Here is a 21,003-nt window from a genome sequence, read left to right on the forward strand (position 1 = left end):
TTTGCAGGCCCACGGGCTCAGCACGAGCACCCGCAGGGTTCTCGCCGTGGTGGCGTCCTCGTTGGTCAAGGTGCCCGCCACAGCGATCAGCGCCTCGTCGCCGGCGGCGTGTCCGCGACTGTCGTTGAGCTCTTTGAAGCGGTCGAGATCGACCATGGCGACCGCCAGAAACATGTGATGGGCGCCGGCCAGCATTCGGCCGACAATGGCCCGGTCGCAGGCTCTCCGGTTCAGCAGACCGGTCAGCGGGTCACGGTTCGCGCGCAAGAGGTCCATCCACAGCGCGCGCACCACGACCTGGATGGCGAGCGGCACGACCACGTTGAGTTCCAGGACCAGAAAGTAACCGGTGAAGGCCAGCAGGGTCTGTCCGCTGGCGGCCAGCCGCACCGCCTGCCAGGCCCCGATCGCGCTGGCCAGAACGAAATTCAGCGCCATGAGCCGGACCGTGTGGAAGAACGCGATGTAGCCGCCGGTGACCGATAACGCCGAGCACGACATCAGCCCCACGAGTGGCTGAGGCTGCCACAGACAACCGCCACCAATGGATATGGCGCCGGTCAGGATGTAGAAGATGGACTGTCGTCGGGTGGGCCACCCGCTCAACCACAACGCCGCCATGCCCAGCCCCAAGACGGCGGCGACGACCGAAACCGCCAGCGCCACACGCGGATACAACGGGACGGGCCCGTACAGCACGTTGACGGGCACCAATACCAACGAGGACGCCACCACGGCGAGAACCCTGCGGGTGCTCGTGCTGAGCCCGTGGGCCTGCAAATAACCTGTCAGCCAATCGAAGTGGTCGTCTTGCGCCCACCACGTCGCTAGCCGCGTCATCGGTTCGCCTTTCCCCGAACTCGCTCACCCCGGTTCGGGCGATAGCAAAGGAGCCAGCGAGTTGCGTCACAGTTAATACCATCGCGCGCTGGAAATAGCTCGAATGGACGAGAAAGGCGCATCGGATGGTGCACCGCCCACCAGGTTGAATAGGTCGCGCGGGTGCATCCCACGACGATGTCGCTTTTCCGCCAGTTTTGTCGGGGGCTGGGTGTAAGTGTGGAACCGTGCACGACGATTTCGAACGCTGCTACCGCGCCGTCCAGTCCAAGGACGCCCGGTTCGACGGCTGGTTCGTCACCGCGGTGCTGACCACCCGGATCTATTGCCGGCCCAGCTGCCCCGTGCGGCCACCGTTCGCCCGGAACGTGCGGTTTTATCCGACCGCGGCGGCCGCGCAGCGCGCCGGCTTCCGCGCGTGCAAGCGGTGCCGGCCCGACGCCTCCCCGGGGTCTCCCGAATGGAACGTGCGGGATGACATCGTGGCGCGAACGATGCGGCTGATCGCCGACGGCGCGGTGGACCGTGCGGGAGTCACCGGCCTGGCCGCCGAACTCGGTTACACCACCCGGCAGCTGGAGCGCCTCCTGCAGGCCGAGGTGGGGGCCGGCCCGCTAGCCCTGGCCCGCGCGCAACGGGCGCAAACCGCGCGCGTGCTGATCGAGACGACGGATCTGCCGTTCGGCGACGTCGCATTCGCCGCGGGCTTTTCCAGCATCCGTCAGTTCAACGACACCGTGCGCTCGGTGTTCGAGAACACACCGAGCGCGCTGCGGCGGCGCGCGGTGACACGCGCCGCGTCGGCCCCGAATTCGCCTGGCACGGTGAGCCTCCGGCTCCCGGTGCGCACGCCCTTCGCGTACGCCGGTGTCTTCGGTCATCTGGCGGCGGGCACGGTTCCCGGTTGTGAGGAGATCCGCGATGGCGCCTATCGGCGCAGCCTGCGCCTGCCGTTCGGCAACGCGATCGTCGCCCTGACGCCCGCCCTCGATCACGTCCGTTGCGTGCTCGTGCTCGACGACTTTCGCGATCTGACGACGGCCATCGCGCGCTGCCGGCGTCTGCTGGACCTCGATGCCGACCCGCAAGCCGTGGACGATGCGCTCGGCGCGGACGACGAGTTCGCCGCCGTCGTAGCCAAGGCGCCCGGACAGCGAATTCCGCGCACGGTCGACGAGGCCGAGCTCGCGGTGCGCGCGGTGCTGGGCCAGCAGGTGTCCACCAAGGCGGCGGGCACCCATGCGGGCCGCCTGGTCGCTGCCTATGGGCAGCCGATCGACGATCGGGAGGGATCGCTGACCCACACCTTCCCGTCCGTCGAGCAGTTGGCCGAGATCGATCCGGTTCATCTGGCGGTGCCCAGAGCCCGGCAACGAACCCTGAGCGCTTTGGTCGCCGGCCTCGCCGACGGCAGTGTGGTGCTGAGCCCCGGGTGCGACTGGGAAAGGGCCCGAACGCAACTGCTCGCCCTGCCCGGGGTGGGCCCGTGGACCGCGGAGGTCATCGCGATGCGCGGCCTCGGCGATCCCGACGCGTTTCCCGCCAGCGATCTGGGCGTGCGCCTGGCCGCCGAACAGCTGGGCCTGCCGTCCGACGAACGGTCCCTCGCCGCACGCGCCGCGCGGTGGCGACCGTGGCGTTCCTATGCCACCCAATACCTTTGGACCACTCTCGAGCATCCGGTAAACCATTGGCCGCCACAGGAGGTCGCATGATTCGCGCCGGCGACGAGGCAGCGGGGGGAGACCTCCCGCTTGCGGGGGACCTCCCGCTTGCGGGGAGAGGAGTGGCGCACATGATCGAGTACCGCACCATCGACAGCCCGATCGGGCTGCTGACCCTGGCCGGTCGCGGCTCCGTGCTGACCAATCTGCGAATGGTCGACCAGACCTATGAACCGAGCCGCGCCGGCTGGTCACCGAACCCCCGGGCGTTCGGTGAGGCTGTCGAACAACTCGCCGCGTATTTCGCCGGCGAGCTGACGAATTTTGATGTCGAGCTCGACCTGCGCGGCACCGAATTTCAGCGCCGAGTATGGCGGGCGCTGCTGACCATTCCGTACGGCGAAACGCGCTCGTACGGCGAAATCGCCGAGCAGATCGGAGCGCCGGGCGCCGCCCGCGCCGTCGGGTTGGCCAACGGCCACAACCCGATCGCCATCGTCGTTCCCTGCCATCGCGTCATCGGTGCCAATGGAAGCCTCACGGGCTTCGGCGGCGGACTCGGCCGAAAGCGCACATTGCTCGAATTAGAAAAGCAACGGGTGACTTTGACACTTTTCGACTAATTGCGCATGCAAAAACACCCCCGTTGCCGGGGGTGTTTTTGTGTATGTTCGGCGGTGTCCTACTTTTCCACCCGTATGGGCAGTATCATCGGCGCTGACAGGCTTAGCTTCCGGGTTCGGAATGGGACCGGGCGTTTCCCTGTCGCTGTGGCCGCCGTAACTCTATTTAAATTTGTTTGGTGGGGGGTGCGGTGTTCGCGGCATTGCTGCCGTGAATTGGACTGTGGTTGCGATTGTGTGTTGGTAAGTTTTCGGCCGGTTAGTGCCAGTTCCCTGCACCCATTACTGGGCTTCCAGGTCTGGCCTATCGAACCCGTGGTCTGCGGGGGGCCTTATCCCTCTAAAAGGGTGAGAAACCTGATCTTGGAGAAGGTTTCCCGCTTAGATGCTTTCAGCGGTTATCCTGTCCGAACGTGGCTATCCAGCCGTGCCCCTGGTGGGACAACTGGTATACCAGAGGTTCGTCCGTCCCGGTCCTCTCGTACTAGGGACAGGTTTCCTCAAGTTTCTGACGCGCGCGGCGGATAGAGACCGAACTGTCTCACGACGTTCTAAACCCAGCTCGCGTGCCGCTTTAATGGGCGAACAGCCCAACCCTTGGGACCTGCTCCAGCCCCAGGATGCGACGAGCCGACATCGAGGTGCCAAACCATCCCGTCGATATGGACTCTTGGGGAAGATCAGCCTGTTATCCCCGGGGTACCTTTTATCCGTTGAGCGACACCCCTTCCACTCAGAGGTGCCGGATCACTAGTCCCGACTTTCGTCCCTGCTTGACTTGTAAGTCTCGCAGTCAAGCTCCCTTGTGCACTTACACTCAACACCTGATTGCCGTCCAGGTTGAGGGAACCTTTGGGCGCCTCCGTTACATTTTAGGAGGCAACCGCCCCAGTTAAACTACCCGCCAGGCACTGTCCGTGAACCCGATAAGGGTTCGACGTTAGGTGTCCAATACGATCAGAGTGGTATTTCAACAACGACTCCATACAAACTGGCGTCTGTACTTCACAGTCTCCCACCTATCCTACACAAACCGTACCGAACACCAATACCAAGTTGTAGTGAAGGTCCCGGGGTCTTTTCGTCCTGCCGCGCGTAACGAGCATCTTTACTCGTAGTGCAATTTCGCCGAGTCTATGGTTGAGACAGTTGGGAAGTCGTTACGCCATTCGTGCAGGTCGGAACTTACCCGACAAGGAATTTCGCTACCTTAGGATGGTTATAGTTACCACCGCCGTTTACTGGGGCTTAAATTCTCCGCTTCACCTTACGGTTAACGGGTCCTCTTAACCTTCCAGCACCGGGCAGGCGTCAGTCCGTATACATCGTCTTGCGACTTCGCACGGACCTGTGTTTTTAGTAAACAGTCGCTACCCACTGGTTTCTGCGGCCGAATCCCGCTCCCACCGCAAGGGTGTTCACGGTATTCCGGCCCCCCTTCTCCCGAAGTTACGGGGGCATTTTGCCGAGTTCCTTAACCATAGTTATCTCGTACGCCTTGGTATTCTCTACCTGACCACCTGTGTTGGTTTGGGGTACGGGCCGTGTATGTGCTCGCTAGAGGCTTTTCTTGGCAGCAGAGGATCACCGAATTCGCCTCAATCGGCTATGCATCACCTCTCGGGATTAATGAGCGACGGATTTGCCTATCGCTCTCCCTACGGGCTTGCCCCAGTATTACCACTGACTGGTACGGCTACCTTCCTGCGTCACCCCATCGCTTGACTACTACCAGCGAAGGTCCCACGCAGCCCCGAAACTCCATGCCCCCGAAGGGGAATGGTCGATCCGGTTTTGGGTGGTTAGTACCGCTGATTCATCAGGGACGCCTATACACGGGTACGGGAATATCAACCCGTTGTCCATCGACTACGCCTGTCGGCCTCGCCTTAGGTCCCGACTCACCCTGGGCGGACTGGCCTGGCCCAGGAACCCTTGGTCTTACGGCGGGCAAGGTTCTCACTTGCCTTATCGCTACTCATGCCTGCATTCTCACTCCCCCACCCTCCACCACCGGTTACCCGGAGGCTTCGCTGAATGAGGGACGCTCCCCTACCCACATTCACGTAGACGTGAATGTGCCGCGGCTTCGGCGGTGTGCTTGAGCCCCGCTACATTATCGGCGCATAATCACTTGACCAGTGAGCTATTACGCACTCTTTCAAGGGTGGCTGCTTCTAAGCCAACCTCCTGGTTGTCTCTGCGACTACACATCCTTTTCCACTTAGCACACGCTTAGGGGCCTTAGCCGGCGATCTGGGCTGTTTCCCTTTCGACGTACGGAGCTTATCCCCCGCCGTCTCACTGCCACGCTTTACACCACGGCATTCGGAGTTTGGCTGACGTCAGTAACCTAGTAGGGCCCATCGGCCATCCAGTAGCTCTACCTCCGTGGTGAACCACGCAACGCTGCACCTAAATGCATTTCGGGGAGAACCAGCTATCACGGAGTTTGATTGGCCTTTCACCCCTACCCACAGCTCATCCCCTCAGTCTTCAACCTAAGTGGGTTCGGGCCTCCACGCGGTCTTACCCGCGCTTCACCCTGGCCATGGGTAGATCACTCCGCTTCGGGTCCAGAACACGCCACTACACCCCAAAGGGGATGCGCCCTATTCAGACTCGCTTTCGCTGCGGCTACCCCGCACGGGTTAACCTCGCGACGTGTCCCTGACTCGCAGGCTCATTCTTCAAAAGGCACGCCATCACCCCACGAGGAGGCTTTGACGGATTGTAGGCACACGGTTTCAGGTACTATTTCACTCCCCTCCCGGGGTACTTTTCACCATTCCCTCACGGTACTAATCCGCTATCGGTCATCGAGAAGTATTTAGGCTTACCGGGTGGTCCCGGCAGATTCACAGCAGATTCCACGGGCCCGCTGCTACTCGGGAGTTGATACAAGGTAGGTGACGGGTTTTCGCGTACCGGGCTCTCACCGTCTACGGCAGGCCATCCCAGGCCATTTCTGCTAACCACGACACTTTCTGACTACCCCTCAGCCAGGTAGAGCTGAGACATATCAATCCCACAACACCGCGCACACAACCCCTACCCGGTTATACATGCGTGCGGTTTAGCCTGTTCCGCGTTCGCTCGCCACTACTGACGGAATCACAATTGTTTTCTTCTCCTACGGGTACTGAGATGTTTCACTTCCCCGCGTTACCTCCCGCACCCTATATATTCAGATACGGGTAACACGACATCACTCGTGCTGGGTTTCCCCATTCGGAAATCCTCGGATCAATGCTTGGTTGACAGCTCCCCGAGGCATATCGCAGCCTCCCACGTCCTTCATCGGCTCTCGATGCCAAGGCATCCACCATGCGCCCTTAAACACTTACTTACACACAAGAGTTAAAAAAGAAATTACACATTTCGATGAACACGCCGGCCACGAAGGACCACGCGTTCATCTAGATGCTCGCAACCACTATCCAATACTCAAACACCACACCCCACCACCAAGATGGAGGGACTCCACACGGATCGACCGAGTGTTGTCTCAGGGCCCAATAGTGTGTCTGGCAATCATTTGCTGTTGTGCACCCGGTTTTCGTCCACTACAGACGAGAACCCCTCACGGCTCGCACTTCACCAATTGAAGTGCTTTTCGTGGTGCTCCTTAGAAAGGAGGTGATCCAGCCGCACCTTCCGGTACGGCTACCTTGTTACGACTTCGTCCCAATCGCCGATCCCACCTTCGACAGCTCCCTCCAAAAGGTTAGGCCACTGGCTTCGGGTGTTACCGACTTTCATGACGTGACGGGCGGTGTGTACAAGGCCCGGGAACGTATTCACCGCAGCGTTGCTGATCTGCGATTACTAGCGACTCCGACTTCATGGGGTCGAGTTGCAGACCCCAATCCGAACTGAGACCGGCTTTAAAAGGATTCGCTTAACCTTACGGCATCGCAGCCCTTTGTACCGGCCATTGTAGCATGTGTGAAGCCCTGGACATAAGGGGCATGATGACTTGACGTCATCCCCACCTTCCTCCGAGTTGACCCCGGCAGTCTCTCACGAGTCCCCGGCATTACCCGCTGGCAACATGAGACAAGGGTTGCGCTCGTTGCGGGACTTAACCCAACATCTCACGACACGAGCTGACGACAGCCATGCACCACCTGCACACAGGCCACAAGGGAACGCCTATCTCTAGACGCGTCCTGTGCATGTCAAACCCAGGTAAGGTTCTTCGCGTTGCATCGAATTAATCCACATGCTCCGCCGCTTGTGCGGGCCCCCGTCAATTCCTTTGAGTTTTAGCCTTGCGGCCGTACTCCCCAGGCGGGGTACTTAATGCGTTAGCTACGGCACGGATCCCAAGGAAGGAAACCCACACCTAGTACCCACCGTTTACGGCGTGGACTACCAGGGTATCTAATCCTGTTCGCTCCCCACGCTTTCGCTCCTCAGCGTCAGTTACTGCCCAGAGACCCGCCTTCGCCACCGGTGTTCCTCCTGATATCTGCGCATTCCACCGCTACACCAGGAATTCCAGTCTCCCCTGCAGTACTCTAGTCTGCCCGTATCGCCCGCACGCTCACAGTTAAGCCGTGAGATTTCACGAACAACGCGACAAACCACCTACGAGCTCTTTACGCCCAGTAATTCCGGACAACGCTCGCACCCTACGTATTACCGCGGCTGCTGGCACGTAGTTGGCCGGTGCTTCTTCTCCACCTACCGTCAATCCGAGAAAACCCGGACCTTCGTCGATGGTGAAAGAGGTTTACAACCCGAAGGCCGTCATCCCCCACGCGGCGTCGCTGCATCAGGCTTGCGCCCATTGTGCAATATTCCCCACTGCTGCCTCCCGTAGGAGTCTGGGCCGTATCTCAGTCCCAGTGTGGCCGGACACCCTCTCAGGCCGGCTACCCGTCGTCGCCTTGGTAGGCCATCACCCCACCAACAAGCTGATAGGCCGCGGGCCCATCCCACACCGCAAAAGCTTTCCACCAAAAGACATGCGTCTAAAGGTCCTATCCGGTATTAGACCCAGTTTCCCAGGCTTATCCCGAAGTGCAGGGCAGATTGCCCACGTGTTACTCACCCGTTCGCCACTCGAGTACCTCCGAAGAGGCCTTTCCGTTCGACTTGCATGTGTTAAGCACGCCGCCAGCGTTCGTCCTGAGCCAGGATCAAACTCTCCAAACAAAATCTCCTCGCAGAACGAGGTGAATTTCAAATCAGAGATAATCTGACCTAACAAAAAGACACCAAAAACTGGCATCAAAAAAACGACCATACCCACACACGGGGGGTGCGAAGTATGGTCAAAAAACAACAACAAATAAAAAGACCAAACACACTATTGAGTTCTCAAACAACACTTGTTTCGCCCGTTTTGGGGCAACCCTGCCAGCTTAATACAGATCCGGCAGGTAAGTCAACTCCCAGTTTTGATCTGCTAGAGACCGTCTCGGGAGCAGCCGTGCCAGGCTAGTACCAATCCAGCGAGGGAGTCAAGGCCCCGCTCTCGTCCACCTTCGCGTTGGTGACCGCGCTTGTGGGGCACTGACTTTGGTTACTGTACCCGCTCGATCTCCGCTCCCAAAATCGCCAGGTTTTCCACGAACAACGGGTAGCCGCGATCGATGTGGAACACGTCGTGGACCTCGGTGTCTCCGTCGGCGACAAGCCCGGCCAATACCAGGCCCGCGCCGGCCCGGATGTCCGAACACCACACCGGCGCGCTCGACAATTGCGGCAGCCCCCGAACGACGGCATGGTGTCCGTCGGTGCGGGCATCGGCGCCCAAACGAATCATTTCCTCGACGAACCGAAAGCGCGCCTCGAATACGTTCTCGGTGATCATCGAGGTGCCGTCGGCGATCGAGGCTAAGGCGATGGCCATCGGCTGCAGGTCTGTCGGAAATCCGGGATATGGCAGGGTCGCCACGTTGACGGCCTTGGGGCGCTCGTACTGCGCCACCCGGAAGCTGTCGTCGGTCTGGGTCACGGTGGCGCCGGCGTCGTGCAATTTGTGCAGCACCACCTGCAGGTGTGCCGGGTCGATGCCCGTCACCGTGATGTCACCGCGGGTGATCGCGGCAGCGATCCCCCACGTGGCGGCGACGATGCGATCCCCGATGACGCGATGCTCGGTCGGGTGCAGCTTCGGGACGCCGGTGATGGTCATGGTCGGCGAACCGGCGCCTTCGATCTGCGCGCCCATCTGGTTCAACATCGTGCACAGGTCGACGACGTCGGGCTCGCGTGCCGCGTTGTGGATGACGGTCACGCCCTCGGCCACGACCGCGGCCATCAGGATGTTCTCGGTGGCTCCCACCGAGGGGAACTCCAGCTGAATCTCCGCGCCGCGCAGCGTATCGGCCTGCGCCACCACGCATCCGTGCTCGATGTTGCATTGCGCGCCGAGCTGGCGCAGGCCGGCCTGATGCATGTCCAGTGGGCGCGAACCGATCGCGTCACCACCGGGCAGCGCGACACGGGCGCGCTTGCACCGGCCGACCAGCGGTCCCAGCACGCACACCGACGCGCGAAACTGCCGGACCGCGGCGAAGTCGGCGTCATATTTCGGCTCGTCCGGAGAGGTGATGCGGGCGACGTCGCCGTCCAGTTCGACGGTCGCGCCCAGCCCGCGCAGCACCTCGGCCATCAACGGCACGTCCAGGATGTCGGGGCAGTTGGTGATCGTGCTGGTGCCTTCGGCCAGCAGCGTTGCGGCCATCAGCTTGAGCACGCTGTTTTTCGCGCCCCCTACTGCGACTTCGCCTGACAACCGGTTGCCGCCGGTCACCACGAATCGCTCAGCCACCCGCGTCAGTCTAGTGAAGCGGTATCGCCTTGTCAGTCGGCCGAGCCACACCCGAGTACGGTTTGCTCATGGCTGTACACCTGACTCGCATCTACACGCGAACCGGCGACGACGGCACCACGGGATTGAGCGACTTCTCCCGGGTCTCCAAGAACGATCCCCGGCTGGTGGCCTACGCCGATTGCGACGAAGCCAACGCGGCGATCGGTGTCGCGGTCGCCGTCGGCCGGCCCGACGAGCAGCTCACCAGCGTATTGCGCCAGATTCAAAACGACTTGTTCGACGCCGGCGCGGATCTGTCGACCCCCGTGGTCGACAACCCCGAATATCCCCCGCTGCGGGTCACCCAGCCTTACATCGATCGGCTCGAAAAGTGGTGTGACACGTACAACGAGCCCTTGCCGAAGCTGAATTCGTTTGTGCTGCCCGGTGGTTCGCCGTTGTCGGCGTTTCTGCACGTCGCTCGCACCGTGGTGCGCCGAGCCGAGCGGTCGGCGTGGGCCGCGGTCGATGCCGCGCCCGGGCAGGTCAGCGTGCTGCCCGCGAAATACCTAAACCGCCTCTCGGATCTGCTGTTCATCCTGTCGCGGGTGGCCAACCCCGACGGTGATGTGCTCTGGAAACCGGCGGCCGGAAGCTAGCAGGGGTCCGATCGCCTCAACGCGGCGCGGCTAGAGGCCGCGCCGGCGGGACCGCGGCGACGGACGCGACTCCAGCCAGGATAAAAACGCCGTCAACGCGCCCTTGTCGAGCGCGATCTCGTAGCCGGACCTGCGGTCCTGGGTGGTGTCACGCAGCTCGATGACGACGATCTCGTCGGTCATGATGTCGAACTCGTCGCCGCGTGGCGCCCTCCTCGAGACGATCTCGACGCCTCGCCGGCTCAGCCGTCGATCCGGCCACAATCGCAGACTGGACAATCGGTAGAACGCGGCTTCCCCACCGCGGTAACGGATTACGCCGTGGCGCCAGCCGTGGCCTCCGACCGCGGGAATGTCTCGCATGATCCCCGCCGTGCCGCCCTGGCGCAGCTTCCACAATCGATAGCTCAGCGCGACGACGGCGCCTGCCAGCACGACGACCAGCACGACCATCCCAACCATGGGCGCGCTCATCCTCTGGACCGAGGCGGTTAGTCGATCGCGCCGACGGCGCGCAACCTTGCGCGCCCCTTGGCGGCGATACGCGGGTCGTCCGACTCGGAAGCCTCTCTGGCGGCGCTTTCGTCGATCTCCGACTCGAACTCGGCGGATTCGGCGAGGATTGTCACCGATTCCTCGGTGACGGACAGAAATCCGCCGTCCACCGCGATCCGCAGATCGTCTTCACCGTCTCGTTCGACGCGCACCATTGCATCGTCGACCAACTGCGCTACCAGCGGGATGTGCCGCGGCAGGATGCCGATCTCACCGACGGTGGTACGGGTGAACAGAAACGTCGCCTCACCCGACCAGATCTTTCGATCGACGGCGACTATCTCAACGTTCAAATCCGCCATGCCACGAGCCTTTCAGAGCCTTTTCGCTCACGCCTCAGGAATCCAGTTTGGCGCCAAAGCTTTCGGCCTTGTTCGCCAAGTCGTCCAGGCCGCCGATCAAGAAGAACGCCTGCTCCGGGATGTGGTCGAAATCGCCCTTGGTTAGGCGGTCGAACGCCTCGATGGTCTCCTTCAGCGGTACCGTCGAACCGGGCTGACCGGTGAACTGCTCGGCCGCCATCATGTTCTGCGACAGGAATCGCTCGATCCGTCGTGCACGCTGAACGAGCTGCTTGTCCTCTTCGGACAACTCGTCGATACCGAGGATCGCGATGATGTCCTGCAGGTCCTTGTACCGCTGCAAGATTCGGATGACTTCCTGGGCAACGCGGTAGTGCTCGTCACCGACAACACTCGGGTCCAGAATGGTCGAGCTCGACGCCAGGGGGTCCACCGCGGGGAAGATGCCCTTGGAGAACACGTTTCGAGAGAGCTCGGTGGTGGCGTCCAGGTGCGCGAATGTCGTCGCCGGCGCCGGGTCGGTGTAGTCGTCGGCGGGCACATAAACGGCCTGCATCGACGTGATCGACTTGCCTCGCGTCGAGGTGATGCGCTCCTGCAGCTCACCCATCTCGTCGGCCAGCGTCGGCTGGTAACCCACCGCGGACGGCATACGACCGAGCAGCGTCGAGACCTCGGATCCGGCCTGGGTGAACCGGAAGATGTTGTCGATGAACAGCAACACGTCCTGGCCGGCCTCGTCACGGAACCACTCCGCCATGGTCAGCGCGGACAGGGCCACCCGCATGCGGGTGCCGGGCGGCTCGTCCATCTGACCGAACACCAGCGCGGTGTCCTTGAGCACGTCTGCTTCCTTGAGTTCGACCCACAGGTCGTTGCCCTCACGGGTGCGCTCACCGACGCCGGCGAAAACCGAAGTGCCACCGAAGTTTCGGGCGATACGGTTGATCATCTCCTGGATCAGCACCGTCTTGCCCACGCCCGCACCGCCGAACAGTGCGATCTTGCCACCACGCACGTACGGGGTGAGCAGGTCGACGACCTTCAGACCCGTCTCGAGCATCTCGGTGCGGGGCTCGAGCTCCTCGAACGGCGGCGGTTTGCGGTGGATTGACCAGTGGTCGAACTCCTCGCCGTACCCTGGCTTATCCAGGCAGTCGCCCAAGGCGTTGAAGACGTGCCCCTTGACGCCCTCACCGACCGGCACCGAGATCGACTTTCCGGAGTCAGTGACCTCAACGCCGCGCACGAGGCCGTCGGTGGGCTGCAGCGAGATTGCCCGAACGAGGTTGTCGCCCAAGTGCTGCGCAACCTCGAGTGTCAGGGTCTTCTTGAGCTCCTCGAACGTGATCTCCGCGTTGAGAGCGTTGAATAGCTCGGGTACCGAGCCGCGCGGGAACTCGACGTCGACGACGGGGCCGGTCACCCGTACGATGCGGCCGTTGGTGTCGGCTTTGGTCGACTTCTTGTCGGTCTTCTCGGTGCTTTCAGTAGTAGCAGCCATATTTTTCTTCTTCCTCGTGTGCTACTGAGCGTCGGCGAGCGCGTTTGCGCCGCCGACGATTTCGCTGATCTCCTGGGTGATCTGAGCCTGGCGCTCCCGGTTCGCCATCAACGTCAGCTCTTTGATCAGGTCGTCGGCGTTGTCGGTCGCCGACTTCATCGCTCGTTGACGCGACGCGAGCTCCGATGCCGCCGATTCGAGCAACGCGGCATACACCCGGGTCGTCACATACCGCGGCAGCAGCGCGTCGAAAAGCGTTGTGGCGTCTGGTTCGAACGAGTACAAGGTGTGGAGTTCGTCGGTGTCCTCGACGTATTCCATGACCAGCGGAGCGATCCGATGGGCCACCGCGGCCTGCGACATCATCGACTTGAATTCCGAGTAGACGATGTGCAGTTCGTCGACGCCCTGGTCGTCCTGTGACTCGTCATCGCCGACCCCGGCCATGAAGCTCTCGACCAAAGTGGACGCGATCTCCTGGGCGTTCTCCACCTGGGGCTGCTCGGAGAAACCCGTCCAGGATTCGGTGATGTCCCAGTTGCGGAACTTGAAGTAGTTCTGCGCCTTCCGGCCCACCGTGTAAACGATGGGTGTCTTGCCCTCCTCCCGCAGCAACGAGAACAGTTCCTCGGCACGGCGGAAGATGCTTGAGTTGTACGCGCCGCACAGACCGCGGTCCGAGGACACCACCAGGACGCCGGCGCGCTTCGGCTCGTCACGCTCGACCAACAACGGATGGTCCAAAGCGGCTTCGGAGGACAACGTGGTGAGCATCGACGTGATCTGGAATGCGTAAGGCCGGGCGGATTCCAGCCGGGCCTGCGCCTTGCCGATGCGCGAGGTCGCGATCATCTCCTGGGCCTTGGTGATCTTCTTGATCGACCCGGCCGAACGGATCCGGCCCCGTAATTCGCGAAGTGTTGCCGCCATCGGTAGCTACTTCTTGTCCTTGCCGGAGGCCTTGGAATCCTTGGATTCCTTCTTGTCCTTCGGCTTCTCCTTCTTGACCTGTACGGACTCTTTCTCCAGATCCTCTTCGTCCAGGGGCTCGACGTGCTCGTCGGGCACGACCGAGCCGCCACCGGTGGCCGCGAAGCCCTTCTTGAAGTTGTTGATGATCTCGGTGAGCTGGTTCTCGCCCTCTTCGGAGAGCTTGCCGCTGTCGCGGACGCCGGCCAGGAACTTCTCTTCCGAGGCCCGCATGTGATCCAGCAGCTCGGTCTCGAAACGTCGGACGTCCTCGACGGGCACCGAGTCCAGGTGACCGCCGGTGCCCAGGAAGATCGACACCACCTGCTCCTCAACCGGCATGGGTTGGTACTGAGGCTGCTTCAACAGCTCGACCAGGCGTTCACCGCGCTCCAGCTGGGCCTTGGACGTCGCGTCCAGATCTGAGGCGAATGCGGCGAAGGACTCCAGCTCCCGGTACTGCGACAGGTCTAGACGCAACGAGCCTGCGACTTCCTTCATGGCCTTGATTTGCGCCGCACCACCCACGCGGGACACCGAGACACCGACGTTGATGGCCGGCCGCACGCCCTGGTTGAACAGGTCGGATTCCAGGAAGCACTGGCCGTCGGTGATCGAGATGACATTGGTGGGGATGTAGGCCGAGATGTCGTTCGCCTTGGTCTCGATAACCGGCAACCCGGTCAGCGAGCCGCCACCGAGGTCGTCGGACAGCTTGGCGCAACGCTCCAGCAGGCGGGAGTGCAGGTAGAAGACGTCGCCGGGGTACGCCTCGCGACCCGGCGGACGGCGGAGCAGCAGGGAAATGGCGCGGTAGGCCTCGGCCTGCTTGCTCAGGTCGTCGAAGACGATCAGCACGTGCTTGCCCTCGTACATCCAGTGCTGGGCAATCGCCGAACCCGTGTACGGCGCAAGCCATTTGAAGCCGGCGGAGTCGGATGCCGGCGCCGCCACGATGGTGGTGTAGTCCATGGCGCCACCCTCGTCGAGCGCGCGTCGGACCGAGGCGATCGTGGTGCCCTTCTGGCCGATGGCCACGTACACGCAGCGCACCTGCTTGCGTTCGTCGCCCGACTCCCAGTTCTCCCGCTGGTTGAGGATGGTATCCACGCAGACGGCGGTCTTGCCGGTCTTGCGGTCACCGATGATCAGCTGGCGCTGGCCGCGCCCGATCGGGGTCATCGCGTCGATGGCCTTGATCCCGGTCTGCAGCGGCTCGCTCACGCTCTGCCGCTGCACCACCGACGGCGCCTGGATCTCCAGCGCGCGGCGAATGTCGGTATCGATGTCGCCCTGGCCGTCGATCGGCTGGCCGAGCGGATTGACCACGCGCCCTAGGAACGCGTCGCCGACGGGCACCGACAGGACCTCGCCGGTGCGCTTGACCTGTTGGCCTTCTTCGATTTTCTCGAAGTCACCCAGGATCACCGCGCCGATGTCGTGTTCATCGAGGTTCAGGGCGACGCCGAGGACCCCGCCGGGGAACTCGAGCAACTCTTGGGTCATGACGGAGGGCAAACCCTCGACGTGCGCGATACCGTCCCCGGCCTCGATGACCGAGCCGACCTCCTCGCGGGCGGTGTCGGACGCGAAGGAGCCTACGTACTCCTCGATGGCGCTCTGGATGTCCTCAGCGGAGATGGTCAACTCGGCCATGGCTATTCGTCTTCCTACTTGATCTTGGTTCGCGTGGGATTGTGATTGGTCGATGGTGGTTAGTCGGGCAGTTGAGCCTGGGCCGCGGCAAGTCGAGAAGCGAGCGTTCCGTCGATCACTTCGTCGGCCACGGAGATGAGCAGCCCGCCCAGCAGTTCGGCATCGATCTGGAGCTGCACCGCCACCGGGTGGTCGTAGATGCGGCCGAGCACGTCGGTGAGGCGGGTGCGCTGCGCATCGCTGAGTTCGGCTGCGGCGCTGACTTGCGCCACGATCTCGCCGCGGCGCGCCACCGCAACCTCCGCCAGGAACTGGATGGCCTCGTCGGCGTTCTGGCCCCTCAGCAGCTCCACAGTCTGGGTCAGCAGTGCCATCGTGATCGGATTGACCCGTCCGCTCGCGCTCTCAAGCACCTTGCGCAGGAGGCCGACTCGCCCTTCCACCGGAACGGAGTAGTCGCCCAGCAGGATCGCCAGCCGCGGCTCCGCGTCGAGGGCGCGGGAGAACCGGAACAGCTGTTCTTCGACCTCGTCGACCTTGTCCTCGCGTTCGGCGACTTCGAGCAGCGCCTGCCGAGACACGTGTTCGATGGCATCGACCAGATCGGAGTTGGCCGACCAACGCTCCGAGACCGCCGCGCGCAGCACCTCGAGCGTCGCGTCGCCGACCTTGCCGGAGACCAGTCTTTCGATCAACCGGACCCTGGGGGCGCCATCCTCGGCGGGAACGGTGAGATACCGCGTGACGACGATCTCGCGGTCCAGCATCTGAGCAACTTCTACCAGCTCACCGGAGACAGTCGAAAGCCCTTTGTTGTCAAGGTCTTTGGCTAGGGTGCCGAACTTGTCCGACAGGTTGCCCAGCGCGATGCGACTCGACGAACGCATCTTGGTCATCAACGGATACTGGACGTCAGCCGCAACGGGCGCCATCTCGTCTAGTTCGTCGAGGAACCGGTCGACGGTGGCCGACTGCTGTTCGGAGTCGGCGACGTAGTTGCGCACCAACTCGCCCGCCTGGCGCACCGCTTCGTGGCCGAGTTCCAACCGGAGCTGCCGGCTCAACTGGGTGCGCAAGAGGTCGACCTGACGGCTGCCCTGTGCGTTGATGCGATCGGACTCGACATCGGCCTGGGCCCGTAACTGCTCGACGATGCGCCCCGCGTCGGTGCGGGCCTCCTCGACGACCCGTTCGCCCTCCGTCTTCGCATCCTCCACGGCCTTGGTGTGCGCCGTGGTCGACTCGGTCAGCCGATCACTCGCCGTCGCAGCGTCTTTCAGCTGTTGGCGCACGGCGTCTTGCCGCGCGGCCATCAGCCGACGCACTGGGGGCACGACATAGCGCACCACCAGAAACACGATGGCCGCAAAGCCCACCAACTGGCCGATGAAAGTCGACATACGTATTTACCGTCCGGATGTCTTGGTTGCGGATGTGGTCGTGGCGGCGGGGGCGACGTCGACGCCGAGGATGCGACTTGCCAACGTCGCCGACATCGACGCCACATTGGCACGCAGATCCAGTTCCACGGCGTCCCTCTCCCGCTTCAATTGCTCAGATGCCATTTGCAACGTCGACATCACCTGTTGTTCGGCACGGGCGCGCGCGTCTTCGACCACCTTACGACCTTCGGCGCGGGCATTGTCGCGCAACGACGACGCCTGAACCCGCGCCTCGCTCAGGGCTTCTTCGTAGTCGGCCTTGGCCGCTTCGAATTGCTCGGTCGCCTTCTTGTTGTCAGCAGCCGTCTTGGCGACCATGGCCTCGCGCTCGTGCAAGACCCTCATCACCGGCGGCACGACGAATGTGCCGATGACGGCCAGCACGATCAGGAAGATCGCCAGCACGAAGAAGAAGGTGCCGTTGGGGACGAGGAAGTTGTTGCCTCCCTCGGCCACCACCTGGCTGGATGCCAAAATGCTCAGACTCGCGTCACGCATTGCAGCGAATTACTTGACCGGGGTAGCGAAGACGAACAACGCCATGAACGCCAGGTTGATGAAGTAGGCCGCCTCGACCAGACCGACCGTGATGAAGAACGGCGTGAACAGCCGGCCCTGCGCCTCGGGTTGCCGGGCGATACCCGAAACCAGCGCGTTACCAGCGATGCCGTCACCGATGCCGGCGCCGATCGCACCGCCACCCATGATCAGGCCTCCGCCGATGAGAGCGGCGGCAGCGATTTGAGGGTCCATGCCTGCCATTCTTTCCTCCTTTATTTGGGGCTTATCCGGTAGCGGTCTACCGAGCCTCTGTAATGGTGCGTGGGACAAAACAATTCATGGGCGTCTCAGTCATGGTGGTCCTCGATCTCCATCGACTGACTGAAGTACAGGATGGTCAGGATCGAGAAGATGAAGGCCTGGATCGCCCCGACGAAAAGGTCGAAGGCCTTCCAGATCGCGTTGGGCGCCCACATGATGTACGGCGGGAACATCGCGATCAGCGCGACCAGAATGCCGCCGGCGAAGATGTTGCCGAAAAGTCGGAGCGACAGCGAGATGGGCTTGGCGAGCTCTTCGACGAGGTTGATCGGCGCCAGGAACGCCACGTGACCCTTGACCACCGCCAGCGGATGCCCGATTATGCCGCGGCGCCAGATGCCCGCCACGTGATAGCAGACGAAGACGAAAAGGGCCAGCGCCAGAACGTAATTGATGTCCGCCGCCGCCGACTTCAGCAGCTCGCTCGCGTGCCCGGATTTGTCCTTGTATTGCAGCGGGAGGACCGACAGCCAGTTGGAGATCAGAATGAACACGAAGATCGTGACGGCCAACGGCAGCACGAACGGGGCGATCCGCATGCCGATAGCGCTCTCGATCTGTCCGCGCATCTGTTCGGTGATCGCCTCCCAGAACAGCTGAACGCCACTCGGCACGCCCTTGGAAGTGATCTTCGCGCGCAAGAAGAAGGCCAGCCCGAGCACGATCACCGCGGCGATCGCGGTCGACAGAATCGTGTCGGTGTTGACGGTCAGGCCAAGCCACGTGGCCTTATTGTGCTCGCCAACCTCGATTGCCGACTCGGCCAGGAACGTCGTGCCAGTCATCGTTGCTGTTCCTTATCTTCCGTTCCGTCCGACCCTGCGATCACGCCGCCTTCGGCGCCGTCCGATGGCTCCGCCCAGTCACCCGCGCGCAGCTTCTTCCACACCGGGAGCGCTGTCGAGGCAACCAACAGGACCTGGAAAAGCGCCAACCCGAACATGACGCCCAGGCCGGCGGGGCGAAAGACGTAGGCGATGATCAGCCCGAAGACCGTGATGATGGCCAGCCGTGACGCCGAGTTGACCGCCATTGACCTTTTCAGCGGGTGGTCCTTGGCGGTGATCGATTCAACCGAGCGACGCACCAATACTGCGTTGAGCAAACCCAGGAGAAGTCCGACGCCGAAGAAGACGCCGACCATCAGGTGGCCGGACAGCCCGGCGGCGAGCACCGCCACCGCAGTGATGGCAATGCTGATCGCGAAGAGCCGAACCGGACGGAAAGCAACAGAGGGAAACACCAACGGCGCGTCCTGCGCTGGTGTCGTCACTGCAGCACCTCAATCCCAGGTTGATGGAACGGGAACCCCCCGACCGACTGATCGGTGGTCCGCCGAGCGTATCGCACGTCACACTTGAATCACCCAAGGGGTATCTCCCGAGGCCGGTCTTGAACCAGCCCGGTCGGATTGGCCTCCGATGGGCCGGTAGCCTGCGCGGCTTTTTGGGGTTCTACCAGCACCGTACCACATGCCGGACCCCACTACTACCCTTCGTCGTAGTAGTCGTCGCCCCGGCGCAACAGCGGGATCGCCGTCGCGATGCCGGCCACCACGATGGCGCCAAGCATCACCGCGGCGGTATCGCGCGGACGGAAAAAGATTGTGCTGGCGGCGCCGAACGCGACGATGCCCACCCACAGATAGATCAGCAACACCACCCGGCGGTGCGAATGACCGATCTGCAGCAACCGATGGTGCAGATGCATCTTGTCGGGGCTGAACGCGCTGCGGCCCGCGCGTGTGCGGCGCACGATCGCCAGCAGCAAATCGAGCATCGGCACGAAGATGACGGCCGCGACCAGCAAGAACGGGGACAGCAGGACGAACACGTCGCGCGCGCCGTAGGCGTTCTGCGAGACGGGCCCGGCGGCCGTCGTGGACGCGGCCGACAGCATCAGGCCGATCAGCATCGAGCCGGAGTCGCCCATGAAGATCTTGGCGCGGTGGAAGTTGTGCGGCAGGAAGCCCAGGCATGCCCCGGCGAGCACCACCGAGATCACCGCGGGCGGATAGAACAGGACGTCACCGCCGTGGTCGCGCAGCAGCCCGACCGAGAACATGCAGATTGCCAGCGCGGTGATCAGTCCCAGCCCGGCCGCCAGGCCGTCGAGCCCGTCGACGAAGTTCATCGCGTTGACGACCGACACGGTGAGCGCCAGGGTCAGCAGGATCGACGAGGCCTGATCGAGCACGATGGTGCCCACGCCGCCGATAGGGATGTACAGGACGCTCCACGCCACGCCCATGGTGACCAGCACGCTGGCCGCGGTGATCTGGCCGGCGAACTTGGTCAGCGCGTCGAGGCCCCAACGGTCGTCGATGAGGCCGATGCCCATGATGACCGCGCCGGCCACCAGGACCGCGGGCATACCGGTGGAGTAGACGAACCCACGCGTGAGCGCCGGAAGCTGGGACGCCAGAAAGACGGCCGTGATGACGCCGAGAAACATCGCCAGCCCACCCATCCGGGGGGTCGGCGTGACGTGGACGTCGCGCTCCCGCGGATAGGCGACCGCGCCCAGCCGGGTGGCCAGCACCCGCACCGGGCCGGTGGCGAAGTACGTGATGATGGCTGCGGTCAGCCCGACCAGCGCCAATTCGCGAAGCGGAACACCGGCGCCGCGGTCGCCCAGCGCGAGTAAACCCCCGGCAAGGTTGGTTACGTCGCTGGACATCACCGAGACCGTACTGGACAAACCTGGGACCTCGACAACCGCTCCAGTCAGGCCTGGGCGGTCAAGCTTTCCGGGTCGAGGGCGAGCACTTCCGCGATCCGCTCCGCGCTCACCGGGCCCGGCCGCAGAATCCGCGGCGTGGCCCCGGTCAGGTCGACGATCGTGGAGGCAGCGCCCTGTGCTGACGGACCCGCTGCCAGGTAGACGTCGACCAGATCGCCGAGCTGGCTGCGCGCCTCGTTGGCGTCCACGGCGGCCGGGCGTCCGGAGACGTTGGCGCTGGACACCGCCAGGGGCCCGACTTCGCGCAGCAGCTCGATGGCCACGGGATGCAGCGGCATGCGCAGCATCACGGTGCCGCGCGCGTCGCCGAGGTCCCACTGCAGCGACGGCGCCTGGGTGACCACCAGGCTCAACGCGCCCGGCCAGAAGGCGCGGATCAGGTCGCGGGCCCCGTGCGGCATGGTGTACACGAGCCCCTCGATGGTGTGCCAGGAGCCGACCAGCACGCCCACCGGC

At 62.9% G+C, this 21,003-nt stretch carries 16 protein-coding genes, 3 rRNA genes and 1 pseudogene; 3 read left to right on the top strand and 17 right to left on the bottom strand.

Annotated elements, in window-relative coordinates:
- The coding region (locus tag A5622_RS04660; RefSeq protein WP_232002867.1) for a diguanylate cyclase domain-containing protein at positions 1-840 on the bottom strand (840 nt) is incomplete at its 3' end.
- Positions 841-1,067: 227 nt separating this feature from the next.
- Between A5622_RS04660 and A5622_RS04665 the strand changes: the two genes are divergently transcribed.
- Positions 1,068-2,555, top strand: a complete 1,488-nt coding sequence (locus A5622_RS04665; RefSeq protein ID WP_066877005.1) for a DNA-3-methyladenine glycosylase 2 family protein — start codon at positions 1,068-1,070, stop codon at positions 2,553-2,555.
- A gap of 80 nt (positions 2,556-2,635) precedes the next feature.
- Positions 2,636-3,127, top strand: a complete 492-nt coding sequence (locus A5622_RS04670) for a methylated-DNA--[protein]-cysteine S-methyltransferase (protein WP_066864600.1) — start codon at positions 2,636-2,638, stop codon at positions 3,125-3,127.
- A 46-nt stretch (positions 3,128-3,173) separates the two neighbouring features.
- On the opposite strand, the gene rrf is transcribed toward A5622_RS04670, so the two are convergent.
- The 4 genes from rrf to murA form a co-directional block, all read right to left on the bottom strand.
- Positions 3,174-3,286: ribosomal RNA gene (gene rrf / locus A5622_RS04675) — 5S ribosomal RNA — on the bottom strand.
- Between the two features lie 80 nt (positions 3,287-3,366).
- Positions 3,367-6,476 (bottom strand): 23S ribosomal RNA (locus tag A5622_RS04680).
- A gap of 283 nt (positions 6,477-6,759) precedes the next feature.
- Positions 6,760-8,290: ribosomal RNA gene (locus A5622_RS04685) — 16S ribosomal RNA — on the bottom strand.
- The 16S, 23S and 5S rRNA genes sit together here, the layout of an rRNA operon.
- A gap of 370 nt (positions 8,291-8,660) precedes the next feature.
- Positions 8,661-9,914, bottom strand: a complete 1,254-nt coding sequence (gene murA / locus A5622_RS04690; RefSeq protein WP_066864597.1) for a UDP-N-acetylglucosamine 1-carboxyvinyltransferase — start codon at positions 9,912-9,914, stop codon at positions 8,661-8,663.
- 68 nt (positions 9,915-9,982) lie between these two features.
- Between murA and A5622_RS04695 the strand changes: the two genes are divergently transcribed.
- On the top strand, positions 9,983-10,555 hold the full coding sequence (locus A5622_RS04695) for a cob(I)yrinic acid a,c-diamide adenosyltransferase (protein ID WP_066864595.1): 573 nt from the start codon (positions 9,983-9,985) through the stop codon (positions 10,553-10,555).
- Positions 10,556-10,585: 30 nt separating this feature from the next.
- Here the strand turns inward: A5622_RS04695 and A5622_RS04700 are convergent, their stop codons facing one another.
- The 12 genes and pseudogenes from A5622_RS04700 to A5622_RS04755 form a co-directional block, all read right to left on the bottom strand.
- Positions 10,586-11,029 (bottom strand): DUF2550 domain-containing protein, encoded by a 444-nt coding sequence (locus tag A5622_RS04700; RefSeq protein WP_066864592.1) that lies wholly within the window; start codon positions 11,027-11,029, stop codon positions 10,586-10,588.
- Between the two features lie 17 nt (positions 11,030-11,046).
- Positions 11,047-11,412, bottom strand: coding sequence for a F0F1 ATP synthase subunit epsilon (locus A5622_RS04705; RefSeq protein ID WP_066864590.1), 366 nt, complete (start codon positions 11,410-11,412; stop codon positions 11,047-11,049).
- A 34-nt stretch (positions 11,413-11,446) separates the two neighbouring features.
- Positions 11,447-12,916, bottom strand: coding sequence for a F0F1 ATP synthase subunit beta (gene atpD, locus A5622_RS04710; protein WP_066877007.1), 1,470 nt, complete (start codon positions 12,914-12,916; stop codon positions 11,447-11,449).
- 21 nt (positions 12,917-12,937) lie between these two features.
- On the bottom strand, positions 12,938-13,846 hold the full coding sequence (locus A5622_RS04715) for a F0F1 ATP synthase subunit gamma (RefSeq protein ID WP_066864584.1): 909 nt from the start codon (positions 13,844-13,846) through the stop codon (positions 12,938-12,940).
- Positions 13,847-13,852: 6 nt separating this feature from the next.
- The gene (gene atpA / locus A5622_RS04720; RefSeq protein WP_066877009.1) at positions 13,853-15,541 is read right to left on the bottom strand and encodes a F0F1 ATP synthase subunit alpha; all 1,689 of its coding nucleotides are present in this window, start codon (positions 15,539-15,541) and stop codon (positions 13,853-13,855) included.
- A 59-nt stretch (positions 15,542-15,600) separates the two neighbouring features.
- Entirely contained in the window at positions 15,601-16,941 is a 1,341-nt protein-coding gene (locus A5622_RS04725) for a F0F1 ATP synthase subunit B/delta (RefSeq protein ID WP_066877011.1), read from the bottom strand.
- A 6-nt stretch (positions 16,942-16,947) separates the two neighbouring features.
- On the bottom strand, positions 16,948-17,481 hold the full coding sequence (locus tag A5622_RS04730) for a F0F1 ATP synthase subunit B (RefSeq protein ID WP_066864576.1): 534 nt from the start codon (positions 17,479-17,481) through the stop codon (positions 16,948-16,950).
- A 9-nt stretch (positions 17,482-17,490) separates the two neighbouring features.
- Positions 17,491-17,736 carry a F0F1 ATP synthase subunit C gene (locus tag A5622_RS04735; protein ID WP_065052998.1) on the bottom strand — a complete coding sequence of 82 codons (246 nt, stop codon included), beginning with the start codon at positions 17,734-17,736 and terminating at the stop codon, positions 17,491-17,493.
- A 95-nt stretch (positions 17,737-17,831) separates the two neighbouring features.
- Positions 17,832-18,590 carry a F0F1 ATP synthase subunit A gene (gene atpB, locus A5622_RS04740; protein WP_066864573.1) on the bottom strand — a complete coding sequence of 253 codons (759 nt, stop codon included), beginning with the start codon at positions 18,588-18,590 and terminating at the stop codon, positions 17,832-17,834.
- A complete protein-coding gene (locus tag A5622_RS04745; RefSeq protein WP_066864568.1) occupies positions 18,587-19,078 on the bottom strand; it encodes an ATP synthase subunit I in 492 nt (163 codons plus the stop codon). The genes atpB and A5622_RS04745 overlap by 4 nt, the downstream gene beginning before the upstream one ends.
- A 215-nt stretch (positions 19,079-19,293) precedes the next feature.
- A pseudogene (locus A5622_RS04750) lies at positions 19,294-20,503 on the bottom strand (glycosyltransferase family 4 protein); the annotation flags it as partial.
- Between the two features lie 28 nt (positions 20,504-20,531).
- The coding region (locus tag A5622_RS04755; protein ID WP_066877013.1) for an L-threonylcarbamoyladenylate synthase at positions 20,532-21,003 on the bottom strand (472 nt) is incomplete at its 5' end.

The organism is Mycobacterium sp. 1245801.1 (assembly GCF_001673055.1).
Classification (GTDB): domain Bacteria; phylum Actinomycetota; class Actinomycetes; order Mycobacteriales; family Mycobacteriaceae; genus Mycobacterium; species Mycobacterium europaeum_A.

Bases quoted from the DNA above. Each gene is read 5' to 3' on its own strand.
- A5622_RS04670 (WP_066864600.1), top strand. From the start codon at position 2,636: ATGATCGAGTACCGCACCATCGACAGCCCGATCGGGCTGCTGACCCTG.
- A5622_RS04705 (WP_066864590.1), bottom strand. From the start codon at position 11,412: ATGGCGGATTTGAACGTTGAGATAGTCGCCGTCGATCGAAAGATCTGG.
- atpD (WP_066877007.1), bottom strand. From the start codon at position 12,916: ATGGCTGCTACTACTGAAAGCACCGAGAAGACCGACAAGAAGTCGACC.
- A5622_RS04725 (WP_066877011.1), bottom strand. From the start codon at position 16,941: ATGTCGACTTTCATCGGCCAGTTGGTGGGCTTTGCGGCCATCGTGTTT.
- A5622_RS04715 (WP_066864584.1), bottom strand. From the start codon at position 13,846: ATGGCGGCAACACTTCGCGAATTACGGGGCCGGATCCGTTCGGCCGGG.
- A5622_RS04695 (WP_066864595.1), top strand. From the start codon at position 9,983: ATGGCTGTACACCTGACTCGCATCTACACGCGAACCGGCGACGACGGC.
- atpA (WP_066877009.1), bottom strand. From the start codon at position 15,541: ATGGCCGAGTTGACCATCTCCGCTGAGGACATCCAGAGCGCCATCGAG.
- A5622_RS04735 (WP_065052998.1), bottom strand. From the start codon at position 17,736: ATGGACCCTCAAATCGCTGCCGCCGCTCTCATCGGCGGAGGCCTGATC.
- atpB (WP_066864573.1), bottom strand. From the start codon at position 18,590: ATGACTGGCACGACGTTCCTGGCCGAGTCGGCAATCGAGGTTGGCGAG.
- A5622_RS04730 (WP_066864576.1), bottom strand. From the start codon at position 17,481: ATGCGTGACGCGAGTCTGAGCATTTTGGCATCCAGCCAGGTGGTGGCC.
- A5622_RS04700 (WP_066864592.1), bottom strand. From the start codon at position 11,029: ATGAGCGCGCCCATGGTTGGGATGGTCGTGCTGGTCGTCGTGCTGGCA.